Origin of the sequence: Spirosoma liriopis, from assembly GCF_023196085.1 — a bacterium.
Lineage (GTDB): Bacteria > Bacteroidota > Bacteroidia > Cytophagales > Spirosomataceae > Spirosoma > Spirosoma oryzicola.
The window spans coordinates 39,644-53,338 of the sequence record NZ_JALPRF010000008.1; the positions used below are offsets into that span (position 1 = coordinate 39,644).

Annotated in this window: 7 protein-coding genes; 6 read left to right on the forward strand and 1 reads right to left on the reverse strand. The window is 49.7% G+C overall.

What is annotated here, in order from left to right:
* Window positions 1-17: 17 nt before the first annotated feature.
* Window positions 18-1,259, reverse strand: a complete 1,242-nt coding sequence (locus tag M0L20_RS26215; RefSeq protein ID WP_248480152.1) for an MFS transporter — start codon at window positions 1,257-1,259, stop codon at window positions 18-20.
* Window positions 1,260-1,989: 730 nt separating this feature from the next.
* Here M0L20_RS26215 and M0L20_RS26220 point away from each other — a divergent pair.
* From M0L20_RS26220 to M0L20_RS26245, 6 genes are all read left to right on the forward strand, one after another.
* Window positions 1,990-2,565 carry an RNA polymerase sigma factor gene (locus tag M0L20_RS26220; RefSeq protein ID WP_248480154.1) on the forward strand — a complete coding sequence of 192 codons (576 nt, stop codon included), beginning with the start codon at window positions 1,990-1,992 and terminating at the stop codon, window positions 2,563-2,565.
* A 73-nt stretch (window positions 2,566-2,638) separates the two neighbouring features.
* The gene (locus M0L20_RS26225) at window positions 2,639-3,712 is read left to right on the forward strand and encodes a FecR family protein (protein WP_248480156.1); all 1,074 of its coding nucleotides are present in this window, start codon (window positions 2,639-2,641) and stop codon (window positions 3,710-3,712) included.
* 239 nt (window positions 3,713-3,951) lie between these two features.
* On the forward strand, window positions 3,952-7,413 hold the full coding sequence (locus M0L20_RS26230) for a TonB-dependent receptor (RefSeq protein ID WP_435531849.1): 3,462 nt from the start codon (window positions 3,952-3,954) through the stop codon (window positions 7,411-7,413).
* Between the two features lie 14 nt (window positions 7,414-7,427).
* The gene (locus tag M0L20_RS26235) at window positions 7,428-9,242 is read left to right on the forward strand and encodes a RagB/SusD family nutrient uptake outer membrane protein (RefSeq protein ID WP_248480160.1); all 1,815 of its coding nucleotides are present in this window, start codon (window positions 7,428-7,430) and stop codon (window positions 9,240-9,242) included.
* 98 nt (window positions 9,243-9,340) lie between these two features.
* Complete coding sequence (locus M0L20_RS26240; protein ID WP_248480286.1) at window positions 9,341-11,830, forward strand: glycoside hydrolase family 95 protein; 2,490 nt, start codon at window positions 9,341-9,343, stop codon at window positions 11,828-11,830.
* A gap of 104 nt (window positions 11,831-11,934) precedes the next feature.
* A complete protein-coding gene (locus M0L20_RS26245; RefSeq protein WP_248480162.1) occupies window positions 11,935-13,617 on the forward strand; it encodes a glycoside hydrolase family 43 protein in 1,683 nt (560 codons plus the stop codon).
* Window positions 13,618-13,695 lie beyond the last annotated feature (78 nt).

Below are 13,695 nucleotides of genomic sequence, written 5' to 3' on the forward strand. Positions count from 1 at the left end.
TTCGTTCCGAAGAAAAATCAGTTTTTCTGATCACTCGTTTCGGGAACGAAAAACCATAATACCGCCAGCGCGACAAGGGCCAGACCGGCTAAGGTTAGAAAAGCGAAGTTGTAGTTTGTGCGTTGTAGCAAGGCTCCCGCAAAGGCGTTGCTAAGTGAAGCGCCTAACCCAACAGCTGTGGCAATAGCTCCCTGCGTTGTGTTGAACAGGCCCGAACCGCGTGTCAGGTCTGAGACAATTAGAATGGACAATACCCCAAAAATTCCGGCACCAACGCCATCCAGAATCTGAATAGCCACTAGCAACATCGGGTCGCCCGTCAGCGTGTAAAGCAGTCCGCGAATGGGCAAGACGGCAAAGGCGATGAGCAATAAACGCTTGCGTCCCTGGGGTGCCAGTTTACCCGTCATATAACTGACAGGAATCATAACGAGCTGAGCAACAATAATGCAGGCCGACATATAGGCCGATGAAGCGCCAGCATCAATTCCTTGGGCTAATCGCTGACCGAGCAGAGGAAGCATGGCCGCATTGGCAAAATGGAATAGCACGCAGGCCAGGGCAAAAAAGAGGATCGACCGGTTGCCAAGGAGCGCCTGCCAGCCCGAGGGTTTATCATCGTTGGCCTGTTCCTCTTCCTCCGTACATCCACGGGCCAGTTGATGATCAATGTCTTTTTCCCGGATGCGCCAAACCGACAGACTACTCATGACGGACATGGCTGCCAGCAAAAGAAAAATTCCTTGTGTGCTCACATAATAACCCAGTAATCCCGCTAGCAGGGCAGCAAAAACATTCCCCGCGTGATTAAACGTTTCATTCCGCCCAACGCGTTTATCCAACGCTTTGGGACCAACCAAACCGAGTGTAATGGCGGCAACAGCCGGGGTGAACCAGGCGGCTGCTACACCCATAATGGCCTGACCTCCCATGATCACCGGATAAGTCGGCATAGTAATCGTAATAATGGCGGCAAAGGCAATGAGCAGCGAAGCAATAATGGAATAGACGCGTTTCCGTTTGGTTCGGTCGACCAGCGCACCCGCTGGTGTCTGGGCAACAACGGTGGCAATACCCATCACCGACATGGCAATACCAATGTCCTGCGCGTGCCAATGCAGGGTTGTCAACAGGTATATGGCCAGATAAGGGCCTAACCCGTCCCGAACATCGGCCAGGAAGAAATTTGCGGTGTCCAGCGCTCGTAGGCTTGTTGAGCTAGGCTGTCGAGTAGTCGGTTCTTGTGATAATTTAACCATCTTTTAATTATGGGCTAACGTTGTGCGAAATGAATGGTAAGACAATACGCTTTAATGGCGTAAATACCGTACCATGCTAAATCGACGCATTAATCCTTATACCACATCCTATGTTCTAGGAGAGAATCTGATTGCCCTTCTATCAACTACTTAGATGAATTGTAGAGAATAATACCTATTTATGTTACAGGATATACCCAAGTATAGCCAGTTTTCCTTGGCGATTAGGTGGGCCAGAATATAGTGATAGGACATAGCCAGATCCGTGGTCAATCCTGCAAGTAGTTGGGATAGATAAGCGACTAGCCGAAAAAGGGATATTGGTAGACTTTAAAAACTCGGTATTCTGTATTGCCGTGAACGATGTAGTAAGTGAGAATATGAATGGTAGAAAACACGAGCAAATAGTGGCCTTTGATGCGCTAGAGCATGGGCAATTACCAATCGAAAAAGCAACCCATAATTTTACTCAGATTAGAACGGTGACAGCGACAGCTTCGTAAAAGCAGCGCGTGATTACTACTGTTTATAAGTTACAGGTTGGTAATAAAAATAAAATCGTCGCTTTGTGTCTTGCTTAATTCTGTGTGAGCGTGTGACATGCGAAAATAAATTGGGTTTTGACAGGAAGATCGGTTTGTTAGTTTGCTGGATAAACTTATTATTTGTACAATTTTGCGCATATTTATATTTTTTTTTATTTAGCCCTACGTGTATATCCCTAGAGTTTATGGCTTTTGAAGACCAAGTGTTGTGGCAGTTATTTCGGGCGGGCGATAGGCAGGCATTAGGCCAGTTGGCCGAACGGTATTATCGCATGCTGAAACACTATGGCTTAAAATTCATGGTCGATGAAGCTATCGTTGACGATTGTATTCAGGAATTATACTTACAGCTATGGCAAAATCGCTTACAGATTAATGAAACAGATTCTGTAAAACACTATTTGTTAAAGTCAATTCGGCATCATATACTATACCACCTACGGTTGCAGAAACGATTGCAGTGCGAGGAATTGGATTGGGAGCTGTCACTTGCCGAGGATACAGACACAGAAACCCTGATGATTCGCCAGGAAACGTTGGTCGGTTTGACCAGAACGATACAGGAACAGATGGCTACGCTACCAGCTCGCGAACGGGAAGCCTTGTACCTGCGCTATTACGAAGATCTTTCCATACCTGAGATTGCCGAGGTGATGAATGTCAATCGTCAATCCGTCTCCAACTTTCTGCAAAAAGCCCTGAGCAAGCTACGTAACCGATGGCTCGTTCACCTATTTCTGACTATTTGTACTTTTTTGTAAAAAAATTTTCATTGAGAAGGGTATAGCGGAGGTAGAACTTCATACTATCAATAAATATAGTAGAAAAGTACCAATGCAAAGCTTACCCAGCGATCCTACAACTGTTGATGACTTCCTCGAAAACGACGCCTTTCGGATGTGGATTCGGGAACAGCGCTCCGAAGACAGGGTGTATTGGCAACATTGGTTAAGCCAACATCCGGAGAAAAGGGATCTGTATGAGCAGGCGGTGGCTACGATGCTGGTACTTCAGGGAAAAAAGATTGCGCTTTCGGATCAGCACGTACACGAAGCCAGAAAGAAAATTCTAGGTCAACTTGTTCCGCCGACTGCCCAGGTAAAACCTTTGTTGACCTGGCATTGGGGACGATGGGCTGCCGCAGCCGCAGTGGTTATCGCAATAATCTGGTGGCAAACGGGTAATTCTGGGATCGGTTCTGTGATGGGAATTGAGAAACAGGCAGAGCCGCTAGCCGAAAAGAGTAGCTGGCAAATTGTAAAGAATACAACGGGATTGCCCCTCGTCGTGTTGCTGCCGGATAACTCTTCCGTACTGCTGTCGTCGGGTAGTCAGCTACGTTACGCTAAACAAGGTAAGCAAACGGTGCGCGAAGTATACCTTCAGGGAGAAGGATTCTTTGAGGTCACCAAAAATCCCGCCAAACCTTTCGTTGTTTATACGGCAAACCTGACTACTAAGGTGCTGGGAACCAGCTTTCAAGTGCGTGCTTTTGAAAAGGAGAAAGGTACCTACGTAAAAGTAAAGACAGGTAAAGTCTCGGTTACGCCAGTCGAATCGCCTGACCAAACGGTACTGCTGACAAAGAATGAACAGCTCAGTTTGGAAACCAAAACCGATAAACTGGTCAAGCAAGACATCATTCCAGCGAAAGAAAATTCGCCCGGTATCATCAATCAGGAATTTACATTCGAGTTTGCTCCCGTGGCTGACATTTTTGCGCAACTGGAATCCAGCTACAACATGCCGATACGGTATGATCGGCATGTGCTTGCTAAATGCACATTTACCGGTCAACTCAACGACGCTCCTTTTCTGGAAAAAATTCGACTAATCTGTCTAACAATTGAGTCGACATTCGAAGTCGTTGACGGTCAGGTCTTCATTCACAGTAACGGTTGTCATTAATTCCTTTCTAAACCCTTAATCAATCTGGCATTCTATGGTCTGAAAACTATCCTTTTTTAACAAAAAAAGCGATAGTGCTTCCAACACTATCGCTCAAATGTCCGCAAATGTGTCTGATACACACATTACCTCTTCAATCAGAAGACGGACTTGGTTTTTTGTCATTTCTTCCAAAAACAACAAAAACGCATAAATGTATGCATTACCGTTTCATCAGTCGCAATGTTTGGATCAGGATTATGAAAATTTCGAGCCTGCAACTCTTACTTGCACTTTCCCTGGCCAACATAAGCCTTGCTCTTGATGCCAAGGCCCAAGAATTTCTAAGCCGGCGGGTCAGTCTATCTGCTCAAAATGAGGATATCGAAGTAACGATCAGACGAATTGAAAGACAGGCGAAAGTGCAATTCTTGTTTAGCCGGGAAATCATTCAATCGAAGCGAAAAATCAACTACCAGGCAAAAAATGAGCAGCTATCGCTGGTGTTGGATCATATCCTGACGCCCCTCAGTTTAAGCTATGAAGTGGTTGGTCAACAGATTGTGATAAAAAGAGAGTCGATGCCTGTGAACACGCAACAGGATAAGACCTCCGGTATGATCGACTCAGACCAAGCCCAAGATATCCAGGTAGCGGGCCGGGTCATCGGAGAAAATGGCGAAGGTTTACCCGGTGTCAATATTCAGATAAAGTCGACCCAGCGCGGGACGACCACCGACGGAAACGGTACATACCGGATTAGTGTTCCTGATCGGAACGCTGTACTGGTTTTCTCTTTCATTGGCTACGCTACTCAGGAAGTAACTGTTGGTTCGCAATCGACGGTTAATGTTACGCTGGTAAACGACGATAAGACACTCAATGAAGTAGTGGTTGTCGGCTACGGCACGCAGCGCAAGCGCGATGTTACAGGTTCGGTCGTTTCGGTCAACGAAACAACCCTGAAAGAAGTACCAGCGCCTAACTTGGTCAACCAGCTGAAAGGTCGGGCAGCGGGGGTAACCATCGTCAGTAATAGTTCTACGCCTGGTTCGCAGGGACAGATTCGGATTCGGGGTAACCGGACGCTGACGACTAACCAGCAGGGTAGCGATGGCCTGGATGGTCCGTTGGTAGTTGTTGACGGGATTCCGTACGGTGGTCTGAACGACATCAACCCGGATGATATTGCGAGTCTGGAAATCCTGAAAGATGCGTCGGCTACCGCTATTTACGGATCGCGCGGATCGGGCGGGGTTATCCTGATTACAACTAAGCGGGGTAAAATCGGTAAGCCGGTATTTAGTTACGATGGCTATCACGGAGTAACTACCGCAATGGGTAAGTTCAACGTGATGAACGGTCCGGAGTACGCTCAGTTTAAAGATGATGCGGCTAAATACAACCGCACCAGCCCCGGTACGACGGCTTATCCACTGACGCAAAAAGAAAAGGACGCGCTGGCGGCTGGTATCTCTACCGACTGGCAGGATCTGCTCTACAAACCGGGTTTTAACACAAACCATCAGTTGAGTCTGGCGGGTGGCGTTGAAAATACGCAGTATTCGTTGGGCCTGGGTTATTTCAACGAGACAGGTATTATTCCAAGTCAGAAGTTTGAACGCTACACCATTCGGGCGACAATCGACCAACGTATCGGTAAGCGGATCAAGGTTGGCTTGAACACGCTGAATACCCTAACTTATACGAACACACCGGGTGGTAGTGGCATTCCGGGTGGTTTGGTTCGGATAACGCCATTGGCAGCGCCTTATAATGCTGACGGTACGGTAAACTTGTTCCCTGCGGAAGGCTCTATCGATGCGGCTTCAATTAGCCCGTTGACGATTATCACCAAAAAAGATTCGTACCTGGGTCGTACTCGTTCACTGCGGACCTTCAATAGCCTGTACGCGGAAGTAAACATCCTGCCGGGATTGCGGTACCGGATGAACGCCGGGTTGAATTTCAGCCAGTCGAACTACAATGGCTACGGTGGACCGCTAACTTATTTCAATAACGCGACAGTTCAGTCGTCGTCTACGGCCGAGATCAACAACACCGAATACTGGGACATCAACCTCCAGCACTTGCTGTATTATGACAAGACGATTGGCAAGCATAAATTCGGGGTTACCGGGCTGTACGAAATCACCAAAAACCATACACTAGGTAGCCGATTTACGATTACGGGGGTTCCAGCTGATTACATCAAAACATCTAACTTCTCGCTGGCTTCCGGCACACCAGTCGCCAATTCAGACTTTGGTAATACGTTCTCGGAGCTTGGTTTGCTTTCGTACATGGGCCGCGTGAACTACAGCTACAACGACCGCTACCTGTTGACGCTGACGCTGAGACGTGACGGATCTTCTACATTGTCGCCCGGTAACCAATACTTCAACTACCCCGCTATTGGCGCAGGCTGGAACGTAATTGAAGAAAACTTCATGAAAAGTGTACCGGCTATCTCAAACCTGAAATTACGGGGTAGCTGGGGTTTATCGGGTAACCGGAACGTAGGAGCATACGCGACATTGGGTGCGCTATCGGCGGGTTATTACAACTTCGGTACCGGAACCGCCGGTCAGCAACTAGCGTACACGGTTACAAGCTTACCGGCAACGGGTCTGGGCTGGCAGTCGACCTCACAGGTTGATTTAGGGATTGACTTCGGTTTCCTGGATAACCGGATTACGGGTTCGGTCGACTGGTATCACCAACAGACGAAAGACATCCTTTTGTCCGTACCGCTGCCACCTAGCAATGGTGCTGGTTCGACGCTGAAAAATCTGGGCCGGACGGAAGGCAAAGGGCTGGAGACAGCGCTGACGTTCGATATTTTCCGAAACCCGAAAGGATTCAACTGGAGCGCGGATCTGACGTATTTCTTTAACCGCGAAAAAATTACGCAGCTCACGACACCAGCCGAACAGGCGAATCTCGGAGCGGGATGGTTTGTTGGACAACCGCTTTCGGTCATCTACGATTACAAAAAAATCGGTATCTGGCAGACATCAGACAAGGAAAACGGAACGCTGGCCAAACAAACGTCACCAACTCAGTTTCCCGGCCAGATCAGAGTAGAGGATCTTAACGGCGATGGTAAAATCGATGCTTCTGATCGCCAGATTCTCGGTAATTTCCAGCCCTCCTGGGAGGGAGGTTTAACCAATCGGTTCAGCTTCAAAAACTTCGATCTGTCGATTGTAACCTTTGCCCGCATGGGGATGAAAGTAATCGTGCCTTACCTGACGGGTAACTCGACAGGTTCGGGCGGTTTCGCCTTCTACAACCAGGGCCGGGTGAATCAGGTGAAAACCGATTACTGGACGGAAACAAACCCAACCAATGCATTCCCAGCCCCCGATGCTGGTGCCGCAGTAGCCTGGTTTGGTTCCACGTTAGGCTACTACGACGGTTCGTTCATCAAAGTCAGAAGCATAAACCTGGGCTATACCTTTAGCAGTACGTTGATTCGGAAAATTGGGATGAATTCGGCTCGTGTTTATTTCAATGCAACGAACCCACTGATCCTGTACTCTCCACTGGTCAGCCAGAAGCTTGCCATCGATCCGGAGGGAAACAGCTATGCGAGTGGTCAGTCGACGCTGAACCCGCAGGGAGCCAGCGATCGTGGAACACCAGAACGTCAGATCGCCGTAAACCTCAACAACCCGCCGGTACGGCAATTCACGCTTGGGGTAAATCTTAAATTCTAACCTTGACAGCTACTATGAAAGCAATAAAAGTTGGCGTCGTGCTTGGCCTTACGGCTATACTGAGCACGGGTTGCGAAAAAATATTACAGGAGAATCCTCAATCCCAAATTGTTCCGTCTTACTTCAACAGTCCATCCGGCGTATTGGGTGGGATAGCCGGTGTCTACAACGACATCCGGGGCCAGTGGGGAACCGAAGGGTTTACCGTAGAGATGCAGGCGGGCACCGACGAGTTTTTGCAGGGAGCCAGCAGCGGAGGAGTACCACCTTACACGTACAATGGCCTAAACAGCAGCAACTTCGGATCGGCCTGGGGCGTTGCGTTCCAGGATATCAATACGCTAAATGGGGTACTCAAATACGGTCAGACGATTGATTTGCCCGAAGCGACCCGGAAACAATACCTGGCCCAAGCTAAGTTTTTGCGGGGGTTCTGGTATTTTTATCTCGTACAAACCTGGGGCGACGTACCACTGAGTACGGAGTTCATCACAACGCCTTCGCAGGCTGCTTCCCGCCAACCAGCCGCTCAGGTGTATGAGCTGATAATTAAAGACCTGACCGAAGCGGCTGCCGATCTGCCCAACACACCGACGGCCCCGTTCCTCGGAAAAGCTGCTACCAAGCCCGTCGCGCAGCTACTGCTGGCTAAGGCGTATCTGACTCGTGGCTGGCTGAACAATACGGCTACTGATTTTACGCAGGCGGCCAGCATTTGTGCGGACATTATTGCCAACAAAGCCACCTACGGCCTCGATCTGTGGCAGGATTATGGTGATGCGTTTGTACCGGCAAACGATTACGGAAAAGAAACCATGTTTGTCAGCGATCACGTACTCGATCCAAAATTTGGTTACTATACCGTGGGTGCAGCAGCCGGTGGCGGTGCGGCCCAGAACCTATCGCCCTGGTTTACGAACTGGAACTACCCAAATAACAGCGGTATCAATTCCTTTAAAAGTGCTGCGGGTGCTTACGTAAACAGTGGTACTTCGCTGATGCTCCGAGATTCGCAGTACGGACGTCCTTACACCCGTATGCGGCCAAACAGCTACAAATGGCCATCAGGTGCCAATGCGGGCAAAAACTACTTCCTGGATCAGGCATTTACCAAGCGGGATGTCGATTCGCGGTTTATTAATTCGTTTTATACGGTTTATATTTCAAATACGGCTGTCACGAATACGGCTACGGCAGCCAACAACAAACGCGGGATCAGCTACACAACCGTAGTGGGAGCGGATACGGCTATTTGGTTACCCGATTACGAAGTGGAAGGTGCGCCCCAATTTGTTGGTACAAGACCATTCAAAGGAATCGTAGTGCCGCCTAGCTTATGGGATAACGGGATTTTCCCCGCGTTGAAGAAGTTCATGGATCCTAGCCGGGGGGCAAACTTCAACGATCCCTCGACCCGCCCCTGTGTGCTGTATCGCTTTGCCGATGTGTACCTGACGGGTGCTGAGGCTTACCTGAAAGCTGGTGACCCGACCAAAGCAGCTTCCCTGCTAAATACGGTCAGACAACGGGCTGCTTACCGAAAAACGGCTACGGCGGCTCAGAATGCAGCCGCAGCAACGGCCATGACCATCACGGCAAACGATGTAACCGTCGATTTTATCCTGGATGAGCGTACCCGCGAACTGTTTGGCGAGTGGCAACGGTGGCATGATCTGGTTCGTACCCGTTCGCTGGTTCGTCGCGTGAAAGCGTGGAATCCGGAAGCAGCTCCTTATGTTCAGGATTTTCACATGCTCCGGCCTATCCCCCAAACGCAGATCGACCGCGTTGTCGAGGGACCTTCATTTCCGCAGAATCCGGGTTATTAATCGTTAGAAGCGAACGCGTACAAAGAGGTATAAGAGTAAGTATATTCTTATACCTCTTTGGCTTCAAAGAAAGTGTTTAAAAGTGCTTAGGTACGATGATGAAACTGTTTCTTTGCTTTTTCTTGCTGATTATCCAAACGGCTGGTTATTCTCAAACGAAACCAACGCTGAAACTTTGGTATAACAAACCCGCCGGTCAAACCTGGGAAAATGCCTTGCCCATCGGTAATGGCCGACTCGGAGCGATGGTGTACGGGAATGTAGCCCGAGAAACTATTCAACTGAACGAACAGACCGTTTGGTCGGGCAGCCCGAACCGGAACGACAACCCCGACGCGCTGGCCGCTTTGCCCCAGGTTAGGCAGTTGATTTTTGAGGGAAAGCAAAAAGAAGCGGAGCAATTAGCCAATAAGCTCATTATCACAAAAAAATCCCACGGGCAAATGTTTCAGCCTGTCGGGAATCTCAACCTTACCTTCGATGGGCATGATAAGGTAACGGACTATTACCGCGAACTGAACATCGAACGGGCTATTGCCAAAACAACGTACGCGGTTGGAGACGTAACCTACACACGGGACGTCCTGACCTCGTTTCCTGATAACGTATTAGTAGTAAGATTAACGGCCAGTAAGCCTGGCAAGCTGTCGTTTTCTGCTTCTTTTTCCACCCAACAGAAGTCATCAGAAATTGCGGTTACCCCCGCTAAGGACCTCACCCTTGCCGGCACTACGTCCGATCATGAAGGCGTAAAAGGCATGGTGAGGTTCAAAAGCATTGCCCGGATTAAAACCGAAGGGGGGGCGCTTGCGGCTAATGATTCGTCGCTGACCGTGAGCGGTGCCAATGCGGCTACCATCTACTTAGCTATTGCTACTAATTTTACTTCCTATAAAGACCTCAGCGGGAATGAAAACGCACGGGTGGCTGCTTTCCTGGATAAAGCTTATCCCAAGTCATTCTCTTCGATTGTATCGTCCCACGTTTCCGCGTATCAGCACTATCTTAACCGGGTCCGGTTCGATTTGGGAACCACGGAACCACGTTCGGCTGATGCGGCCAAACTACCTACCGATGAAAGGCTGAGCAATTTCCGGTCGGTCGATGATCCACAACTGGTAACGCTTTATTACCAGTACGGTCGTTATCTGCTGATTTCATCCTCTCAGCCGGGTCGCGATGGCGTAGCGGGACAGCCAGCCAACTTGCAGGGTATCTGGAACAATAAAATGCGCCCACCCTGGGACAGCAAATACACCATCAACATCAACGCCCAAATGAATTACTGGCCCGCCGAACGGACCAATCTGGCCGAACTCCATGAACCGTTTCTGCGCATGGTTCAGGAACTGTCGGAAACAGGGCAGGAAACGGCAAAGGTTATGTACGGGGCCAGGGGCTGGATGGCCCACCACAACACCGACATCTGGCGAATCACTGGCCCCGTTGACGGTGCGCTCTGGGGAATGTGGATTGCCGGTGGCGGCTGGACCAGTCAGCACCTGTGGGAGCATTACCTTTACAATGGCGACAAGGCGTACCTGACCTCGGTGTACCCTGTTCTGAAGGGAGCGGCCTTGTTTTACGTAGACTATCTCGTCGAACATCCAAAATATCACTGGCTGGTGGTCAATCCGGGTACTTCGCCCGAAAATGCGCCGAGTGCCCACGGTGGCTCGTCACTCGATGCGGGCACAACGATGGACAATCAAATTGCCTTCGACGTATTTAGTACCGCCATTCGAGCCGCCGAAATCTTAAAAAAAGACGCTTCTTTCGTTGATACATTAAGACAAATGCGGAGTAAACTTCCGCCTATGCACGTCGGTCAGTACGGTCAATTGCAGGAATGGCTCGAAGACATTGATGATCCTAATGATAAACACCGCCACATCTCGCACCTGTACGGGTTGTTTCCCTCTAATCAGATTTCACCCTACCGGACACCAGAGTTGTACGCTGCCGCCAATACATCGCTTGTTCATCGGGGCGATGTATCAACGGGTTGGAGCATGGGCTGGAAAGTAAACTGGTGGGCGCGATTACAGGATGGTAATCATGCCTTTACGCTTATCAAAAACCAGCTGACTCCATTGGGTGTCAACAAGGATGGGGGAGGGACATATAATAATCTGTTCGATGCGCACCCGCCGTTTCAGATTGATGGCAACTTTGGTTGTACGTCAGGCATTACGGAAATGCTGCTGCAAAGTGCCGACGGGAGTCTACACCTATTACCCGCGTTGCCCGATGTGTGGCAGCAGGGAAGTATCAGCGGTTTGCGGGCACGCGGTGGTTTCGAAGTCGTTGATATGCAGTGGAAAGCGGGCAAGCTGACGAAATTATCTGTTAAATCTACTATTGGCGGTAACCTACGATTGCGGGTGCCCAATGCCCTGAAAAGCAGCCGTGGGGAATCATTAACAACTGCATCCGGGCAAAACTCTAACCCATTCTATTACGTCGAAGATACGCCCACTCCGATTGTGTCACCCCAGGCTAGTAAGCCAGCGTTGGCTCTTAAAGAAACCTTGCTTTACGACATACCTACGCAAGCGGGAAAAGTGTACACGTTGGTGAGCCAGTAACCACTTTTTTTGACAGGATTTACAAGATTAACAGCCGGGCCGCCGGGCGGATATATCGGATAAAAAATCATGTCAATCCTGTCGAGAAAAACATAAAAAAACGCATGAAAAAATACTTCCTCGCTAGTGCCTTAATTGCATCGCTAATTGGATCAGTACCTGATACGTCCGCCCAGACCACGCTGGTCAACCCCATCCTGACAGGTTTCTACCCGGATCCCAGCATAGTGAAGGTTGGAACGGATTACTACCTGGTTAACTCGACGTTTTCGTATTTCCCCGGTCTGCCAATCATGCACAGTAAAGACCTGAAAAACTGGAAGCAGATCGGCAATGTGATCGACCGTCCCGAACAGATGGACTTCATGGGCGAACGCCTGACCCGAGGTCTGTTTGCGCCGGGTATCAGCTACAACAAGGGCACGTTCTACGTTACCTGTACCGACATCGACCACGATGGCAACTTTGTGGTGACCGCCAAGAATCCCGCCGGGCCCTGGAGTAATCCAGTGAAGATTCCGCAGGTAAAAGGCATCGATCCATCCATCTATTTTGATGAAAGCACGGGCAAAGCCTACATCATTTACAACAGCGACGCACCGGACCGGAAACCCCTGTATTCGGGCCATCGCACGATCCGGATGTATGAGTTCGACCCAGTTAAACTAACGGTGATCGGCGAAGAAAAACAGCTGGTTAATGGGGGCGTGGATCTGTCGAAGAAGCCCGTCTGGATTGAAGGACCGCACATCATGAAGCGTAACGGCTGGTACTACCTCTACGCGGCCGAAGGCGGTACGTCGGTCAACCACTCTGAAGTGATCTTACGGAGTAAAGACGTTTGGGGGCCTTACGTGCCGTTCGAAGGGAATCCAATCTTGACGCAGCGGGGATTACCGTCGGATCGCAAAGATCCCATTACGTCGGCGGGCCACGCGCAGTTTGTGGACGGGCCGGATGGCAAGATGTACTGTATTTTCCTGGCCGTCAGACCCTACGAGGGCGATTATTATAACACGGGTCGCGAGACGTTCATTGCGCCCATAACCTGGCAAAACGACTGGCCGATGATCGAGCATGGCGAAAAAGCCATTGCCTACAGCTATCCGGTTGATTACAAGGAAGTCAAGCAAAAGGGCGCCCTGCCGCAGTCGGGCAATTTCGCCTACACGCTGACTTTTGACAAAGGACTGGACCCGGCGCTTCTGTTCATGCGCACCCACGACAAAAACACGTATTCCCTCTCAAAAAAAGATGGGTTGACGCTAAAACTGAAACCCGAAACAGTGATGGAGATGGGCAACCCGGCTTTTATCGGGAAGCGCCAGCAGCATCTCAACAGCATCGCCGAAACCGAGCTGACGTTCAACCCGAAATCAGACAAGGAAAAGGCCGGACTAATCGTTTTACAGGACGAAGGACACTTCTATTTTCTGTGTAAATCGCAGTCGCAGGGGAAAGATATGCTGCAACTGTACAAGAGCGTTCCCCGCGAAAAAACGATGGAACTGCTGACGGAGATACCACTGGATGCAAGGGCTGGTAAAGTCGGTTTTCGTATTGCGTCACAAGGCGATACATATAGCTTTTACACCTCAACCGATGCCAAAAACTGGACGCTGCTGAAAGACAAAGTGGATGGCAAGTTTCTGAGCACGAAAGTGTCTGGTGGTTTCATTGGCTGTGTGTATGGGATGTATGCTACGTCGTCGGGTGAACCAACGACCAACACGGCTTCCTTCCAACACCTGAAGTATCAGGGCAACGATTCGATGCTGAAGCAATAGTTGACTTTAATTTTTTGTCATCCCGAGGAACGAGGGATCTTCGCGCGAGAAGTTTTCCTGGACCGCGCGAATATCTCT

Bases quoted from the DNA above. Each gene is read 5' to 3' on its own strand.
- M0L20_RS26225 (WP_248480156.1), top strand. From the start codon at position 2,639: ATGCAAAGCTTACCCAGCGATCCTACAACTGTTGATGACTTCCTCGAA.
- M0L20_RS26215 (WP_248480152.1), bottom strand. From the start codon at position 1,259: ATGGTTAAATTATCACAAGAACCGACTACTCGACAGCCTAGCTCAACA.
- M0L20_RS26235 (WP_248480160.1), top strand. From the start codon at position 7,428: ATGAAAGCAATAAAAGTTGGCGTCGTGCTTGGCCTTACGGCTATACTG.
- M0L20_RS26245 (WP_248480162.1), top strand. From the start codon at position 11,935: ATGAAAAAATACTTCCTCGCTAGTGCCTTAATTGCATCGCTAATTGGA.
- M0L20_RS26220 (WP_248480154.1), top strand. From the start codon at position 1,990: ATGGCTTTTGAAGACCAAGTGTTGTGGCAGTTATTTCGGGCGGGCGAT.
- M0L20_RS26230 (WP_435531849.1), top strand. From the start codon at position 3,952: ATGAAAATTTCGAGCCTGCAACTCTTACTTGCACTTTCCCTGGCCAAC.
- M0L20_RS26240 (WP_248480286.1), top strand. From the start codon at position 9,341: ATGAAACTGTTTCTTTGCTTTTTCTTGCTGATTATCCAAACGGCTGGT.